Origin of the sequence: Sphingomonas endophytica, assembly GCF_001476895.1 — a bacterium.
Lineage (GTDB): Bacteria > Pseudomonadota > Alphaproteobacteria > Sphingomonadales > Sphingomonadaceae > Sphingomonas > Sphingomonas endophytica_A.
Map to the genome: position 1 here is coordinate 35,665 of NZ_LDTB01000011.1, position 15,094 is coordinate 50,758.

Genomic DNA, 15,094 nt, shown 5'->3' on the forward strand with positions numbered 1-15,094 from the left:
ACAGGACAACGTTGCGGCCGCCCGATGCGGAACGCAACGCCGCCGGACAGGAGAGTGGAGCGTGGCGAGCAGGATCAGGCGGCGCATGAACGGCGTCGCGCGGGCGGGGACGGCGATCGCCGTCGCGCTGTCATCGGTCGCTTCGGCGACCGCGCAGGGCGCGGGCGACTGGCAGGGATATGGCCGGGACGAAAGCCACGCGCGCCACTCGCCGCTGACGCAGATCACGCCCGCGAACGTCGCGCGGCTGCGACGGGTCTGGACCTATCACATGCGGCCGGCGGGCACGACCGGCGAGGCGATTCCGATGCCCGACAGCGTTCCGGCGAAATTCCGCACCGGCTTCTCCGCGTCGGAAGCGACGCCGCTGGTGGTGAAGGGCGTGATGTACCTCGCGACACCGTATCGGCGCGTCGTCGCGCTCGATGCCGCCACCGGCCGGGAACGCTGGGTGTTCCAGCTGCCCGGCAACGACCAGCCGTCGACGCGCGGCGTCGCTTACTGGCCGGGCGGGAAGGGGGCCGGCGCGCGGATCGTCTTCGGTACGCGGACCGGCAAGCTGATCGCGCTGGACGCCGCGACCGGGCGGCCGGCGGCGGGCTTCGGCACCGCCGGCGCGGTCGACATGAAGACGCCGGAGGTGATGAACGGCACGCGCGCGCCGCTCGGCATGAGCAGCCCGCCCGCGATCTACCGCGACGTCATCATCACCGGGTCGCGCGTGCAGGAAATGCCGGTCAAGGGCGCGGCGGGCGACGTGCGCGGCTGGGACGCGCGCACCGGCAAGCTGCTCTGGACCTTCCACACCATCCCGCAACCGGGCGAGCCCAATTTCGGCACGTGGGAGGGCGACAGCTGGCGGCGGCGTTCGGGCGTCAACGTCTGGACGTTCGTGCTCGTCGACGACCGGCGCGGCATCGCCTATCTGCCGGTCGGCGCGCCGACCTTCGATCGCTGGGGCGGCGATCGCAAGGGGCAGAACCTGTACGGCAATTCGATCGTCGCGGTGGAGGCGGCGACCGGCCGCTACCTCTGGCACTTCCAGACCGTGCACCATGACATCTGGGACGTCGACCTGCCGTCCGCGACGCTGATCGAGGTGCGCCGCGCCGGGCGGACGATCCCGGCGATCGCGGTGATGAACAAGACCGCGATGATGTTCATCCTCGATCGCGTCACCGGCAAGCCGCTGTACGACGTGCGCGAGGTGCCGGTGCCGACCGATACCGACGTGCCCGGCGAACAGCCGTGGCCGACGCAGCCGATGCCGGTGACGCCGCCGCCGCTCGCCCGGCTCAGCTATGCCGCGACCGATCTGGTCGACGGGCCCCCGGCGCATCGCGCGGCGTGCGAGAAACTGGTGGCGGACCTCTCGGTGGCGCCGAGCCGGCTGTTCCAGCCGCTGCGTGCCGACAGCGCGGTCAACTTCTTCCCCGGCAGCCTGGGCGGTGTCGACTGGGGCGGGGGCGCGTTCGACCGCAAGACCGGATTGTACGTCGTCAACATCAACAATCTCGCCAGCCCGCAGCAACTCGCGCGGCAACCGGACGGCAGCTGGGGGATGAAGGCGGGCTACGCCTATTTCCAGGATCCCGACACCGGCATGCCGTGCCAGAAGGGGCCGTGGGGCGAACTGATCGCGGTCGATGTCGATACCGGCACGATCGCCTGGCGCAAGGTGCTGGGCACGAACAGTGATCCTGCGTTCGCCGATGCCGGGGTCATCAGCGCTGGCGGGCCGATCACGACCGCGAGCGGACTGACCTTCATCGGCGCGACGCGCGACGCGACCATTCGCGGCTTCGATACCAGGAGCGGCGCGCTGTTGTGGTCCGCGCCGCTGCCCGCCTCGAACTACGGCACGCCGATGACCTATCGCGCCGCCGACGGGCGCCAGATGCTCGCGGCGGTCGCCACCGGCGGCTTCGCCGCGCAACCCGCGACCAGCGACCAGGTGGTCGCCTTCGCCGTCCGCTGAAGGGAATGACCATGATGCGTATCGACCCGTTCGTCCGCGTCGCCGGGGTCGTCGGCGCGGCGCTGCTCGGCGCGGCGGCGCTTTCGGCGCAGCAATCCGCGCCGCCGACGCCCGGTCCCGGGCTCGACCTGATCAACGAACGGTGCGGCTATTGCCACACCCCCAATCAGGTGTTCGCCGCGCGCAAGACGTCGGCCGAATGGCCCGCGATCGTCCAGTCGATGATCGATCGCGGTGCCGAACTGACGCCGGAGGAGCAGAAGGTGATGAACGACTATCTGGTCGCCACGCTCGCCACCGATCGGAAGGCGGCCGGCGCGGCGGGGCATTGAGGGCGCGGGGGCGGGCCGGTCGCCCCCGCCACGTCAGCGGGCGTGGCGCGGCAGCACCCCCGCGACCCTGGTCGTCAACCGATATACGCTGGTCGAGGCGGTGATGTAGAGCGTGCGGCCGTCGCCCGCGAAGGCCAGGTTGGCCGCCACCTCCGGCAGCACGATCCGCCCGAGCACCTTGCCCGCCGGCGAGATCACGCGGATGCCGCCGGGTCCGGTCGCCCAGATGTTGCCGCGCCGGTCGACCTTCAGCCCGTCGGCGCCGCCGGCCCCGTCGGCGGGGAAGGCGATCAGCACGCGCCGCGCCGTGACCGTGCCGCCGCGTCCGACCTGATAGGCGTAGATCGTCCCCGGCGGTCCGTAATCGGTGACGTACAGCGTCCGCCCGTCCGGGGAAAAGCCGATGCCGTTGGGCAGCGTCAGGTCGGTGATGACGGGCGTCAGCGTACCGCCGGCATAGCGGAACACCGCATTGTAGGGCAGCTGCTTGGCGGGATCGCGATCCATGCCGTTGTACAGCCCGAACGGCGGATCGGTGAACCACAACGCGCCATCGGCGGCGAAGACCAGGTCGTTGGGGCTGTTCAGCCGCTTCCCGCGATAGTCGGCGATCACCGGGGTGATCCGGCGGTCGGCGCCGACCCGCACGATCCGGCGCGCGCCCATCTGCGCCATCAGCACGCTGCCGTCGCGGTCGGGGGCGAGCCCGTTCGGGCCGATGCTCTTGCCGGCCGGCGGGTCGGCGAGCCCGCCCGCATGGGCGATCAGCGACTCGACGCGGCCGGAGGGATCGACCGCGCGCAGCACGTCGCCGCTCACGTCGGAGAACCACAAGCGGCCCTCGTGCCACAGCGGCCCCTCCGTGAAGCCGAAGCCGGTCGCGACCCGCTCGACCCGGGTGTCCGGCGCGATCAGTGCGTCGAGCGCGGGGTCGAGCCGCTCGATCCGCGCGCCGCCTTGTTGCGCGGGTGCGGCGGCATGGAGCGCGAGCGGCGCGACGACCGCCGCCGCGACGACGAACAGGCGCGGCATCGTCATACCGCGTCGGTCAGCAGGACGAGATAGTCGCGATTGAGCACCGTGCGCTCGATCAGCGGCCAGTTGCGCTCGTGCACATCGGAGCGGATCCATTGCTGGCGCTGCGCCTCGCTCTCATAGGTGAGCTGGAAGCGATAATTGACCCCGGCGGGCGGCGCGGGCCGGCCCTGGATCACCGTGCGCAGCTTGAGCATCTTGAGGTCGATGAAGCCGCGCCCGCGAAAGCTCCGCGCCGCCGGCAGGAAATGCCGGTGGAAGGCGTCGAGCATTTCCTGTTCGCGCGCCGGATCGACCGCGAGGTCGCAATAGAGCACGATCGGCTTCGGCTTCGGCGTCGTCTTCGGCGCGGCGGCGCGGGCCGCGCCGGGCAGCGCCCAGCCCGCGCCCGTGGCGGCGATCAGTCGCAGGAGGGAGCGTCGTTGCATCGGCAGGGTCCTTTCCGGGGTCAGCGCGGGGGAAGCGAGGCCGCGTAGGCGGCCTTGGCGGCGGGATCGCGCGCGATCCCGACCACCATCAGTTCGAGCGGGGCGTCCCCGGTCGCGCGCAGGCTTCGGCGCGCGCCGACCTCGACCGGCAGCGCGTCGCCGCCGCGCAGCGGCGCGCGGTCGCCGGCGACCGTCGCCTCGCCGGTGCCGGCCATGACATAGACCATCTCGCTGATCCCCGGTGCGGCGGCACCCTCCAGCGCGGCGCCGGGCGGGATCAGCACATGGTCCACGAACGCCCAGGGGGTCGCGAACACCTCCGGGCCGAGCAGCCGGCGCGTACGGATCGCGCCGTCCGCCGTCAGTCTGGCGCGGTCGAACCGGATCGCGGCGAATTGCGCGACCGGGTCGATCGCCGCTGCGTCGCGCGCGTCGTCCAGGTCGAAATTGTCATAGCGCTTGGTCTGGCCGACGTTGATGTTCAGCCACTGCACCGGCCGGTCGGAGGCGTTGTAGAGCGCATGGGCGTGCCCCATCCGGTCGGGTACCGCGGCGGGGCCGGCCAGCGTCGCGGTGCGGCCGTCGACCGTGAACTGCGCCTCGCCGTCCAGGATGACGAACATCTCCTCGCACTGGTGGTGGAAATGCTGGCCGATCCCGCTGTGCGGGGCGATCACGCCGCGGTGGACGAAGATCAGGTTGGTGGACAGCGCATCGGGGCCGAGCAGCGGCGCGAACGCCATCGTGCCCGCGCCGCCGTGCACCTTGTCCAGCCGCCGATAGCGTGCCGGGTCGCTATGGCCGATCCGCTGCGCCAGCGGCCGCGCCGCCGGTGCCGGACCGCGCGGCGGCTGCGCCGGTGCGGTGGCCCCCAGCATCAGCGTCAGCATCGTCGCGCCGCGCGCCAGCGATCGGATCGCACCCACCCCGTTTCTCCCGTCCGCGCCGGAATCGACCGGCTTTACGGATGCTTACAACGGGTCTACACAAAATCATATAGGATATAATGCGGTACCAGCCGTGCGTCCGGGAGAGTGCTGATGGCGAAGGCGGGGCGAACGAACGTGCGGGTGCGGCTGGTGGCGATGCTGTTCGTCATCAGCGCGATCGCGTTCCTCGATCGCACCAACATCTCGGTCGCCGGTGTGCAGATGCGTCAGGAATATGCGATCGACCGGATCCGGCTCGGCTGGATCTTCAGCGCGTTCCTGATCGGCTATGCCGCCTTCCAGGTGCCCGCCGGCTGGCTGGCGGCGCGGATCGGCCCGCGCCGTCTGCTGACGCTGGCGCTGCTCTGGTGGGGCGTGTTCAGCATCGCCACCGCCTGGGTGCCGCCGGGCAGCGCGCATGCCATCACGCTGCTGATGCTGGTGCGCTTCGGGCTCGGCATCGGCGAGGCGGCGGTCTATCCGTCCGGCAACCAGTTCGTGTCGCGCTGGGTGCCGGCGCAGGAACGCGGCAAGGCCAACGGCCTGATCTTCGCGGGCGTCGGGGCGGGATCGGGGCTGACCCCGCCGCTCATCAGCGCGGTGGTCGCGGTCGGCGGCTGGCGCGCGTCCTTCTACGTCTGCGCGCTGATCGGGCTGATCGCCGCCGTCATCTGGTTCGCGATCGCGCGCGACCGGCCGCAGGAGCATCCGGCCGTGAACGCGGCGGAGCGGGCGCATATCGAGGCGGGGCTGCCCGACGCGCCGGCCGGCGCGACCGGGCCGATCCCGTGGCGCGCGATCCTCGGCAGCCGCGCGGTATGGGGACTGTTCCTCAGCTATTTCGCGTTCGGCTATGTCATCTGGATCTTCTTCAGCTGGTTCTTCATCTACCTCGCGGAGGCGCGCGGGCTGGATCTGACTTCCAGCGCGCTGTTCGGCATGGCGCCCTTCCTCGCGATGACGGTCGGGTGTCTCGCCGGGGGCGTCATCAACGATGCGGTGTCGCGGCGGCACGGCCTGTACTGGGGCCGATCCGGGCTGGCGATGCTGTCGTTCGCGCTGACCGCCGTGTTCCTGCTGATCGGCTCGCGGGTCGACAACGCGCCGCTCGCGGTGATGACCCTCGCGCTGGGCGGCGGCGCGATCTATCTGTCGCAAAGCTCCTTCTGGTCGGTCACCGCCGACATCGCGGGGCGTCACACCGGCGTCGTGTCGGGGCTGATGAACGTCGGCTGCCAGATCGGCGGCGCGCTGACCGCGTCGCTCACGCCGTGGATCGCGGCGCGCTACGGCTGGGCGGCGGCCTTCGGGACCGGCGCGGGGGTGGTGATGCTGGGCATCGGTGCCTGGGCGATCGTCGATCCCCGCCGGCTGATCGGCGCCGACCGCGATCCTGTCGCGATCGCCGCACGATGATCGCGAACGACCAACGGAGAGGAAGCATGATCCACGACACCGGACGCCGTCGGCGCGTCGTCGCCTGCGCGCTCGCCGCGCTGACGCTCACCGCGCAGGCGCCGCGCCCCGCGCCGCCCGCCCCGGTCGAGATGTGGGTGCCCAAGAAGACGCCCTATGCCGCCTATGACGCGCCGAACCGTCCGTGGTGGAAGCTCGCCGAGGTGCGCGCGCTGCACCGGGGCGCGGCCGACTGGTCGCAACCGATCGTGCGCAACCGCGACCTTGTCGCCGACTGGCACCAGCAGGCGCCCGGCAACCGCACCGCCGAGGTCGCCTATGCCGACAATCGCACCGCGATCATCGTGTGGGAGGGGCAGGTGCGCGTCACCATCGCCGGCCACCCGACGTTCGTGGCGGGCAAGGGGTTCGAGATCGACGTGCCGCTGCGCGTGCCGTTCACGCTGGAGACGATCGGCGACCGGCCGGCCTTGTGGTTCGAGGTCCATGCCGCCAGCGACCTGCCGCTCTATCCGGTCGCCGGCACGGCGGCGCGGCCGCGCGACGTCGCCGGCTTCCGCTACGAACGGCGGCTGGTGTCCGGCGGCGCGGGCACGCCCGACGCGACCAACCCGCTGTACCTCGATTACTACAAGGACGTGGTGCAGGGCGGGGCGCGCGCCACCGCCTTCGTCGCGGCGCAGCATCTGTTCGTGAACAACATTCGCGGCCGTGCCACGCCGACGCCGCCCGCGTCCAACCTCGGCCATTTCCACGTCGGCTACGACGAATTCTGGTTCGTCATGGAGGGCAATGTCGATCTTCAGATCGAGGGGGAGCCGCTGATCGCGGGCGCCGCGCCCGGCGACGTGCTGATCGCCAAGCAGGGACGCTGGCACCGCGCCAGCTTCGGCGGGCCGGAGGGGCAGATGGGAACGCGGGTCGCGATCAATCCCTACCCGCTCGGGCTGCACGGCTACAGCGTCCGGTCGGGCGGGCGTCAGTAGCGCCGCCGGATCAGAACCAGGCGCGGATCCCGGCCACCGCCGCCAGGCCGCCCACCTCGTCGCCGCGCGCGCGCGCCAGCCGCGCCGTGGCGCCGACGCGACGCTCCCACGACAGGCCGACATAGGGCGCGAATTCGCGCCGCCGGTCATAGCGGAGCCGCACGCCCAGCTCGATATCGGTCAGCCCCGCGCCGGTCCCGGTGTCCCGCATCGCCTGCGCGGCGGCATTGGCCTCGACGCGCGGCTGGAGCACCACGAACTGCGTCACCCGCTGGTCGTACCATCCGACCGCGCGCGCCAGCAGCTCGCCCCTGGTCGACAGGAACAGCGCGGCCTCGACATCGAACCAATAGGGCGCCAGCCCCTCGACGCCGATCGTCGCATAGCCGCGCGCGGGGCGGGGGGTGATGTCGTAGCGCACGCCCGCCTGCAGGTTCCAATACGGGTCCAGCGCGCGGCTGTAGAGCGCCTGCACTTCCGCATCGTCGACCCCGCGACCGGCGCTGCCCTCGCCTTCGGTCTTGATCGTCAGCCGGTCGATATCGCCGCCGATCCAGAGATCGCCGTCCCAGCGATAGCCGTCGCGACCGTCGCGTACCTGATACTCGCCCAGGTTCAGCAGCGCCTGATGGATCGTCATCCCGCCATGTTCGCGGCGCATCGCGCGCGCGGCGCGGCGCATCGCGGCGGCGTCGTGATAGCGCGCCGCCGCCAGACCGGGGACGGCGCGCGGTGCCGGGGCGGTGCCGACGGGCAGGTCGGTGCCAGCCGGCGGGGACGACGACGGTCCGGGATCGACCGCCATGTCATGCCCGCCATGGCCCGCCATCGGGGTCGTCGTCATGCCGGGCATATGGTGCCCGCCATGGTCCTGCGCCGCCGGGGCCGTCGTCATGCCGGGCAGATGGTGTCCGGGATGCGGATCGGCGGGCGCTTTCGTCGCGGGCGTGTCGTGTGCCGCGTGCGGGGCGGATCGTCGCGCCGCCGCAGGGCGCGCCGGTCGCGGCGCGGGCTTCCGCCGCGCGCCGGACGCCGCCGGTCGGGGCGTCGCGGCGGGCATCGCCATTCCCGGCATCGTCGCATGATCCATCGTCTGCGCCCCGGCGGGCGCGGCGATCAGGGCCCATGCGGCAAGCGGCGCGATCCTCATGCCGCCTCTCCGTCCGCGCGCACCTGCACCACCTGCATCATCCCGGCATGCATGTGATAGAGCATGTGGCAGTGGAACGCCCAGTCGCCCGCATTCGCGGTGACGTCCCAGCTCACCGTCCCGCCCGGCTGCACCATCACCGTATGCTTGCGCGGGCTGTACGCGCCATGCCCCGTCACCAGTTCGAAGAAATGGCCGTGCAGGTGGATCGGGTGTCCCATCATCGTGTCGTTGACCAGCGTGACGCGGACGCGCTCCCCGGCGGTGAACGGGATCGGCGCGGTCACTTCCGACAGCTTCTCGCCGTCGAACCCCCACATGTAACGTTCCATGTTGCCGGTCAGGTGGATCTCCAGCGCGCGCGAGGGCGCGCGGACGTCGGGGTTGCGGTCGCGCGCGATCAGGTCGCGATAGGTGAGGACGCGGTGGCCGACATCCTCCAGCCCCTGACCGGGATCGCCGGTGCGATCGACCGGCATCGGCGCGATCGTCTGCACCCCCGGACCCTTGCGCACCCCCGGCGCCTTCGCGAAGTCGCGCATGTCGCCATGGTCCATCGTGGCATGGCCCGCCGTGGGAGGATCCATCCCCGCATGACCCATCCCCGCATGGTCCATCGTCGCGTGACCCATGGCCGCGTGGTCCATCCCGGGCATCGCATCATGCGCCGCCATGTCCTTCCCGCCGCCATCCATCCCGCCCATCCCCATGTCCTTCATGGTTGCGACCGGGCGGCGACGCAGCGGCGGTACCGCGCCGACCATCCCGGCACGCGGCGCCAGCGTCGCGCGCGCCATGCCCGACCGGTCGACGCTTTCGCCGACCAATGTATAGGCGATGTCCGCGGGCGGCGTGACGATCACGTCATAGGTTTCCGCCACGCCGATCTGGAATTCGTCGACCTCCACCGGGCGCACGTTCATCCCGTCCGCCTGCACCACCGTCATCGGCAGGCCCGGGATACGGACGTTGAAGGTCGTCATCGCCGATGCGTTGACGATGCGCAGCCGCACCCGCTCGCCGGGGCGGAACAGCCCGGTCCAATGGTCGCGCGGCCCATGGCCGTTGACCAGATAGGTGTAGGTGGAGCCGGTCACGTCCGCGACGTCGGTCGGGTCCATCCGCATCCGCCCCCAGGCGAGCCGCTCGCGCAGCGGCTGGTCCTCGCCCTTCAGCAGCCCGGCCAGCGTCTGCTGCTGGCGATTGAAGTAACCGGCCTGCTTCTTCAGGTTCATGAAGATGCGGTGCGGGTGCAGCGGGCTGTGGTCCGACAGGACGATCACATGCTCGCGGTCGGACACGATCGGATCGTCGCCGGCCGGGTCGATCACGATCGGGCCGTACAGCCCCATCTGCTCCTGCAATCCCGAATGGCTGTGGTACCAGTAGGTGCCGGCCTGCACGACCGGGAATTCGTAGGTGAACGTGCTGCGCTTCGGGATGCCGGGAAAGGAGATGCCGGGCACGCCGTCCATCTGGAACGGCACGATCAGCCCGTGCCAGTGCAGCGAACTGTCCTCGTCCAGCGCGTTCTCGACATGCAGCCGCACCGTCCGCCCTTCGCGCAGCCGGATCAGCGGCGCGGGAACGCTGCCGTTGATGCCGATCGCATGGCGGCGCCGGCCGTCGATCGTCATCATCTGGTGCGCGATGCGAAGGTGGATGTCGTCGCCGGTCACGGTCGGCAGGCCCGCCGACACCGGCTGCGCCCAGCCGGGCAGCCCGGCGGACAGCGCCGCACCGCCCGCCACCAGCCCGGCACCCCGCAACAATTGACGGCGATCGACAACGCCCGACATGCACACTCCCGGAAGGCGCCGCGACCCGCGGCATCGCTCCCTTTACGCGGGCGAGGCGCTTACCCCTTCACGAAAACCTCGAAGGGCATCGTCCGCCAGTGTGCCGGGGCGGTGCCGGGCGCATAGTTGAAGATCGCCACCTCGGACGGATCGTCGAACGCCGGCTTTCTCACCACGTTGTACAGGATCCGGAAATGAAGGTCGGCGCGCGCGCAGAAGTCGACGATCAGGTCGAAATTGGGGAAGTCCTCCGGAAATTCCGGCCAGTCGTCGATCGAATAGAAGGATCGCTTCAGTTCGTAGACGACGATCCTGCCGTCGCCGCGCTGCCGGATCAGATCGATGTCGGTGACGCGGATGCGGCCAAGCGCCGCGCGCTGCCAGTCCTGATAGGCGCTGCTGCTGGCCCTGTTGATCGCCTTGCCCGTCCGACCACGGTTGACCGGAACACCGACCCGCGCGAACCAGCGTGTCAGCTCGTCCAGCGACGCAGGGCTGTCGTTCAGCACGACCCCGACGATCTCGCGAACGCTGTCGTCGAACGCGATGGTCGCGAACGGCAGCCCCGCGCGCGTCGCCAGCATCGCTGCCGCATCGCGGGCCTCGCCGACGTCGGCCGCCGAGGATCCGGTGACGAAGGCGACCAGCTTCACGCGCGACCGGCGGTCGCCATACAGCAGGATCCACGCATTGCCGGCGGCCCACACGAAACCGTCCGGCCGCTCCCGCGCCAGACGATCGTAGACCCCGTTGCTGGTGTAATAGGCCATCGGTCTCCCACGATCAAAGCCGCAGCGCGGCGGCCAGCACCGATCGCCAGTCCTCGTCCTGCATCAGCATCGTGAACGCGGGCGCGGCACGCGGGTTGCCGCGGGACCCCCTGGCATCGACCGCGCGAACGTCCTGCAATGCCGCCATCAGCGCGCGCCTGTAGGCGGCATCGTCATCGTCGGACGGCCGCCCGCCGGCCTCCAGCAACAGCACCAGCAACCGTCCACCCGCCCGCACCACGAAGTCGGGCCGGACGTGCTGCCGTCGCCAGCCCCGCACCCCCCATGCCCCGCGCGCCGGCAGCGGCCACCACCAGTCGACCGCGTCCGCACGGTCGAGAGACAGCGCCACCTCGCGCGCGAACGCGTTCAGCTCTCCCGCGCCGATCGCCTCCGGGAACAGCGGGCGTGCGAGCGGCGCGCCGCGATCGTCGGTCAGCGGACCGTCCCCCCGCGCGCGTACCGGCACGGTCACGTGCGCCGGGATCGCCACCGCGTCGTCCGGCCGGATCGCGATCGTGCCCGCCGCCAGCTTCTGCAGGAACACCGCGCGCGCCGCCGCGTCCACCGCGCGCGACAGCGCCACCCGCATGTCGGCGACCAGCGCCAGCCGCCCGCGCGCGATCGTCGCCTCGTCGATCCCCTGCGCGCGCAACGCCGCCAGCGCCCGGTCCACCAGCGTGATCGCCACCCATGGATTGGGCACGACGTCCAGCAACCGCCGCGCCAGATCGGGGCGGTCGATCCGCTCGTCGACCATCATCCCGGCCGCGCCCGGCGCATCGCCGCGATCGTCGATCCGCCGCCGCGTCGCGCCGGATCCGCCCGCCACGACCGGCGCGGCGGCGACGTAGCGCAGCGCCGACCAGTCGATCGCCGCCAGAATGTCGCGCTCCACGTCCAGCGCGCGCGCGGTGCCCGTGCCGTCGTCATGTGTGACGACCGGCAGCGCGATCGGCGCGTCGCGCCACGCCGCGCCGCGGGCGATCGTCCGCGCCTCGCCCGGCGCCCCGGCGGCACGGACCGGCGTCTCCAGATCGCCCAGCCCCTCCTCGTCCAGTCCCGCGCGGATGCCCGCCACCGCGTCGCGCACGCTGATGTCGCGACAGAACACCCAGGCGCTGTCCAGCGCGGAGACCCCGGTCCGCCGCGCGCCCGGCTGGCGCAGCACGCGCCCGATCATCTGCGTCAGCGCGGTCCGGGCGCGCGTGCTCCCCAGCAGCGCCAGCACATAGGCGAACGGACAATCCCACCCCTCGCGCAGCGCGTCCTTGGTGACGATGATCCGCACCGGGCTGGCATCCGACAGCAACTGGTCGTCCAGTTCCCGGTCGACCGCGGTCTGGCGCCGGATCCATTCCGGCGGCACGCCCATCTCGTTGACCAGCGCCTCGACCGCATCCTCGGTATGGACCTTGCCCTTCTCGCGCTGGTCGCGCCCGGTCAGCTCGACACGCACCAGCATGATCGGGCGGATCGGCGCGCCGTTCGCCCGCGCCAGCCGCTCCAGCGCGGCACGCTGGTCCAGCGCGGCCTTCAGCGTGTCCTTCCACGGCGCGTCGGCGTCGGCCACCAGCTCGATCGGCAGCCGGATCATCTCCGCATCGCGCAGCCGCCGCCCGCCGACGCGCACCAGAATGTTGGAATGCTCGCGGCTCGGCGTCGCGGTCAGCTCCAGCAGGAAGCGCGGGTTGAACGCGCCCAGCAACCGGCGGCGATCGACGCTATAGGCGGTATGCCCCTCGTCCAGCACGATCAGCGGGCGCACGAGCCGCAACAGATTGCCCAGGCTCTGCACGATCGCGCCCGGCGCCCCGTCGGGCAGGTCGTGCGTCTCCAGGTTCGGCACCCGCGCCGCCAGCGCCTGCGCCGCCGCCCGGTCGTCGCCCTCGGGAAAGAAATCGCGATAGCGCCCGCTCTCGCGAAAGACCTTCAGCGCCTTCTGCTCGGACGTGTCCTTCGTCTGCCGCGCGGCGTGGAGCATCAGCAGCATCACCGCCAGCCCGCCCTCGACATCGGCGCGCGCGATGTCCGATCCCTTTTCCAGCAGCGTCACCCGTCCGCCGCTCGCCACCTCCAGCGCCTGCCGCAGCGGATGCGCGCGGTCGCGCAACTGCGCGCGCGTCTGCCGGTAGATCGCCTCCGACGGCACCATCCAGAGCACCAGCCCGGTGGCGGCCCCGCCCAGCCCCGACAGGATGCGCCCGACCGCATGGCCGGCGATCAGCGTCTTGCCCGATCCGGTCGGCAACGCCAGGCAGACATGCGGCACCTGCGCCCCATGCCCGTCGCGCAGCGGGCGCCACGGATCGGGCGAGGCGGCGACCCCGGCGGCCTGCACCGCGCCCCACGCCGCCACCGCCGGCTCGGCGGCGTCGCGCGCCGCCGCCAGCGCCGCGACATAGTGGTCCAGCGCGGCGAGCGTGTCCTCCTGATAGTCCTTAAGCCGCATCGACGCCCAGCATGCGGTGGATCGCATAGGGAAGCTGGCAGAAGGTCAGCCCCAGGTCGGTCAGCGCCTTCTGCGCCATGAACTTGCCCGCCGCGAACACCAGCACCGGGCGGCCGGCCGCCGCCGCCGCGATCCGCTCGGCGGTGGCGGTGTCGAGCATCGCGTCGTTCGATCGCATCCACGCCGGATCGGGGCGATACAGCAGGTGCAAGCGGAACCCGCCCGCCTCGCCGGCATAGCCGTCCGGCCCGGTGTCGCGGGCGTTCAGCGTCGCGCCGGTCGCGGTATAGGCGACATATTCGGCCACCCGCTCCCATGCCGGCGCGCGGCCGTCGCCGGCGAAGAAGCGCTCCAGGTCCATCGCCTCGCCCAGCGTGCAATAGGTGAAGCTGCCGCCCAGCCCGTCGCGCAGCGTCGCGTCCTTCGCCCCCGCCACGCCGCTGGCGACGCGCCGCACGCGCTCGGCGGTCAGCGTGTCGGCATAATCCTCGGTCTCGATCAGGATGAAGCGCCGGTTGCCGCCATCGGCCTTGTTGAGCGCCAGCACCGCCTGCGCGGTCGTCCCCGATCCGGCGAAGGAATCGAGGATCAGCGCGTCCTTCTTCACCACCCATCCCAGGATCGACTGCGCCACCCGCGCCGGCTTCGGATTCTCGAAGGTCAGCCCCAGCGCCGCGAAGAACGCATCGTCGCTCGCCGCGGAACGCAGTACGGAGGGCACGTTCTCCAGCAGATTGTCCTTCAGCCGGTATTTGCGCTGCGGCTGGCTGTCGTTGTCGGCGGGGAAGACGATCTCCCCCATCGAAACGCTGCCGTCCGGCTCGATGACCGGCGCGCCGTCGCCCAGCATCCGCCGCATCGTCGCGACCGGATAACGCCAGCCGCGCGCCGGCATCGGCGTCGGCGCGCCCGTGACCGGGTGGCGCAGCGGCGCGAAATATTCGTCCGGTGCGCGCTTCTTGTTCGGCCAGCCCATATGCACCAGCCGATAGACGTCGCCGGCATGGTCGATCCTGTTGTACGGGCGCTCGCCCCCGGTCAGCGTCGCCTCGCCGCGCACCCATTCGGCATAGCGCGCCGGCGCGGTCGCCGGGTCATCCGCGCGGAACCGCGCCGCCGCCGCCAGCATCGCCTGCGCGCCGGGCTTCGGCCGCAGGAAGGCGGGGGAGTAGCCGCCGGCCTTCTCCGGTCCCCATACCAGCAGGCTTTCGTGCTGACAGGCCACGCCCGAGGCGTCCCCCTTCGGATTGCCCTTGTCCCAGACAATCGTGCCGTAACGCTCGGTCTCGCCGCGCACGAGGATCTCGTCCCCGATCATCGACAGCGCGGCTTCCTCATGTTCGTCGATATGGATCAGCACGATCCCGGTCGGCGACAGCAGCTCGCGCAACAGCTTCAGCCGCGGCCACATCATCGTCAGCCACTTGTCGTGGCGTTCCATATCCTCTTCGTCGACGACGCGGCCCAGCCATTCGCGCAGGCCCGGCGCCTTCACATTGTCGTTGTAGCGCCAGCCCTCCTTGCCGGTGTTGTACGGCGGGTCGATGTAGATCACGTCGACCTTGCCCGCATAACGCGGCAGCAGCGCCTTCAGCGCCTCCAGATTGTCGCCGTGGATGATGAGATTGTCGTCCAGGCTCGGGCCGGCCGGGCCGGGCAGGCTGCGCGCGGCGTCGATGCGCAGCTCGCGGAACGGCACCGACAGATGATGCGCATAGACGAACGGCTTGCCCTTGAACTCCAGCGTCGGCACGCGCTTCCTTCCGTATGGCGGCGGCGTCGCCGCTCCGGCGCGCCGCCATGGCGATTTCACGTCACG

12 protein-coding genes are annotated in these 15,094 nt (G+C 71.3%); 4 read left to right on the forward strand and 8 right to left on the reverse strand.

Features of this window, described 5'->3' with window-relative positions; translation table 11 throughout:
* Positions 1-61 precede the first annotated feature (61 nt).
* Together NS334_RS05330 and NS334_RS05335 are read left to right on the forward strand one after the other, a co-directional pair.
* Positions 62-1,978, forward strand: a complete 1,917-nt coding sequence (locus NS334_RS05330) for a PQQ-binding-like beta-propeller repeat protein (protein WP_241491819.1) — start codon at positions 62-64, stop codon at positions 1,976-1,978.
* 11 nt (positions 1,979-1,989) lie between these two features.
* The gene (locus NS334_RS05335) at positions 1,990-2,310 is read left to right on the forward strand and encodes a hypothetical protein (protein ID WP_153002603.1); all 321 of its coding nucleotides are present in this window, start codon (positions 1,990-1,992) and stop codon (positions 2,308-2,310) included.
* Between the two features lie 33 nt (positions 2,311-2,343).
* On the opposite strand, the gene NS334_RS05340 is transcribed toward NS334_RS05335, so the two are convergent.
* Genes NS334_RS05340 through NS334_RS05350 form a run of 3 tightly spaced genes read right to left on the reverse strand, consistent with a single transcriptional unit; the run spans position 2,344 to position 4,699 of the window.
* The gene (locus tag NS334_RS05340; RefSeq protein WP_058754939.1) at positions 2,344-3,348 is read right to left on the reverse strand and encodes an SMP-30/gluconolactonase/LRE family protein; all 1,005 of its coding nucleotides are present in this window, start codon (positions 3,346-3,348) and stop codon (positions 2,344-2,346) included.
* On the reverse strand, positions 3,345-3,773 hold the full coding sequence (locus tag NS334_RS05345) for a hypothetical protein (protein WP_058754940.1): 429 nt from the start codon (positions 3,771-3,773) through the stop codon (positions 3,345-3,347). Before NS334_RS05345 ends, NS334_RS05340 begins: the two co-directional genes overlap by 4 nt.
* Before the next feature lie 20 nt (positions 3,774-3,793).
* Positions 3,794-4,699: a cupin domain-containing protein gene (locus NS334_RS05350; RefSeq protein ID WP_241491820.1), complete on the reverse strand. Its 906-nt coding sequence runs from the start codon at positions 4,697-4,699 to the stop codon at positions 3,794-3,796.
* A 114-nt stretch (positions 4,700-4,813) separates the two neighbouring features.
* Here NS334_RS05350 and NS334_RS05355 point away from each other — a divergent pair, with 114 nt between their 5' ends.
* Both NS334_RS05355 and NS334_RS05360 read left to right on the forward strand, forming a co-directional pair.
* Complete coding sequence (locus NS334_RS05355; RefSeq protein WP_058754941.1) at positions 4,814-6,118, forward strand: MFS transporter; 1,305 nt, start codon at positions 4,814-4,816, stop codon at positions 6,116-6,118.
* A gap of 26 nt (positions 6,119-6,144) precedes the next feature.
* Positions 6,145-7,104, forward strand: a complete 960-nt coding sequence (locus tag NS334_RS05360) for a cupin domain-containing protein (RefSeq protein WP_058754942.1) — start codon at positions 6,145-6,147, stop codon at positions 7,102-7,104.
* Positions 7,105-7,114: 10 nt separating this feature from the next.
* On the opposite strand, the gene NS334_RS05365 is transcribed toward NS334_RS05360, so the two are convergent.
* From NS334_RS05365 to NS334_RS05385, 5 genes are read right to left on the reverse strand one after another with little or no spacing between them, the layout of a single operon-like run.
* Positions 7,115-8,254 carry a copper resistance protein B gene (locus NS334_RS05365; protein WP_058754943.1) on the reverse strand — a complete coding sequence of 380 codons (1,140 nt, stop codon included), beginning with the start codon at positions 8,252-8,254 and terminating at the stop codon, positions 7,115-7,117.
* Complete coding sequence (locus NS334_RS05370; RefSeq protein ID WP_058754944.1) at positions 8,251-10,053, reverse strand: copper resistance system multicopper oxidase; 1,803 nt, start codon at positions 10,051-10,053, stop codon at positions 8,251-8,253. Before NS334_RS05370 ends, NS334_RS05365 begins: the two co-directional genes overlap by 4 nt.
* 59 nt (positions 10,054-10,112) lie before the next feature.
* The gene (locus NS334_RS05375; RefSeq protein ID WP_058754945.1) at positions 10,113-10,823 is read right to left on the reverse strand and encodes a hypothetical protein; all 711 of its coding nucleotides are present in this window, start codon (positions 10,821-10,823) and stop codon (positions 10,113-10,115) included.
* A gap of 13 nt (positions 10,824-10,836) precedes the next feature.
* Complete coding sequence (locus NS334_RS05380; RefSeq protein ID WP_058754946.1) at positions 10,837-13,275, reverse strand: DEAD/DEAH box helicase; 2,439 nt, start codon at positions 13,273-13,275, stop codon at positions 10,837-10,839.
* Entirely contained in the window at positions 13,265-15,028 is a 1,764-nt protein-coding gene (locus tag NS334_RS05385) for a site-specific DNA-methyltransferase (RefSeq protein ID WP_083500271.1), read from the reverse strand. The genes NS334_RS05380 and NS334_RS05385 overlap by 11 nt, the downstream gene beginning before the upstream one ends.
* Positions 15,029-15,094 lie beyond the last annotated feature (66 nt).

Coding starts and splice junctions, on each gene's coding strand:
- NS334_RS05335 (WP_153002603.1), top strand. CDS start 1,990: ATGATGCGTATCGACCCGTTCGTCCGCGTCGCCGGGGTCGTCGGCGCG.
- NS334_RS05340 (WP_058754939.1), bottom strand. CDS start 3,348: ATGACGATGCCGCGCCTGTTCGTCGTCGCGGCGGCGGTCGTCGCGCCG.
- NS334_RS05345 (WP_058754940.1), bottom strand. CDS start 3,773: ATGCAACGACGCTCCCTCCTGCGACTGATCGCCGCCACGGGCGCGGGC.
- NS334_RS05355 (WP_058754941.1), top strand. CDS start 4,814: ATGGCGAAGGCGGGGCGAACGAACGTGCGGGTGCGGCTGGTGGCGATG.
- NS334_RS05360 (WP_058754942.1), top strand. CDS start 6,145: ATGATCCACGACACCGGACGCCGTCGGCGCGTCGTCGCCTGCGCGCTC.
- NS334_RS05365 (WP_058754943.1), bottom strand. CDS start 8,254: ATGAGGATCGCGCCGCTTGCCGCATGGGCCCTGATCGCCGCGCCCGCC.
- NS334_RS05370 (WP_058754944.1), bottom strand. CDS start 10,053: ATGTCGGGCGTTGTCGATCGCCGTCAATTGTTGCGGGGTGCCGGGCTG.
- NS334_RS05375 (WP_058754945.1), bottom strand. CDS start 10,823: ATGGCCTATTACACCAGCAACGGGGTCTACGATCGTCTGGCGCGGGAG.
- NS334_RS05380 (WP_058754946.1), bottom strand. CDS start 13,275: ATGCGGCTTAAGGACTATCAGGAGGACACGCTCGCCGCGCTGGACCAC.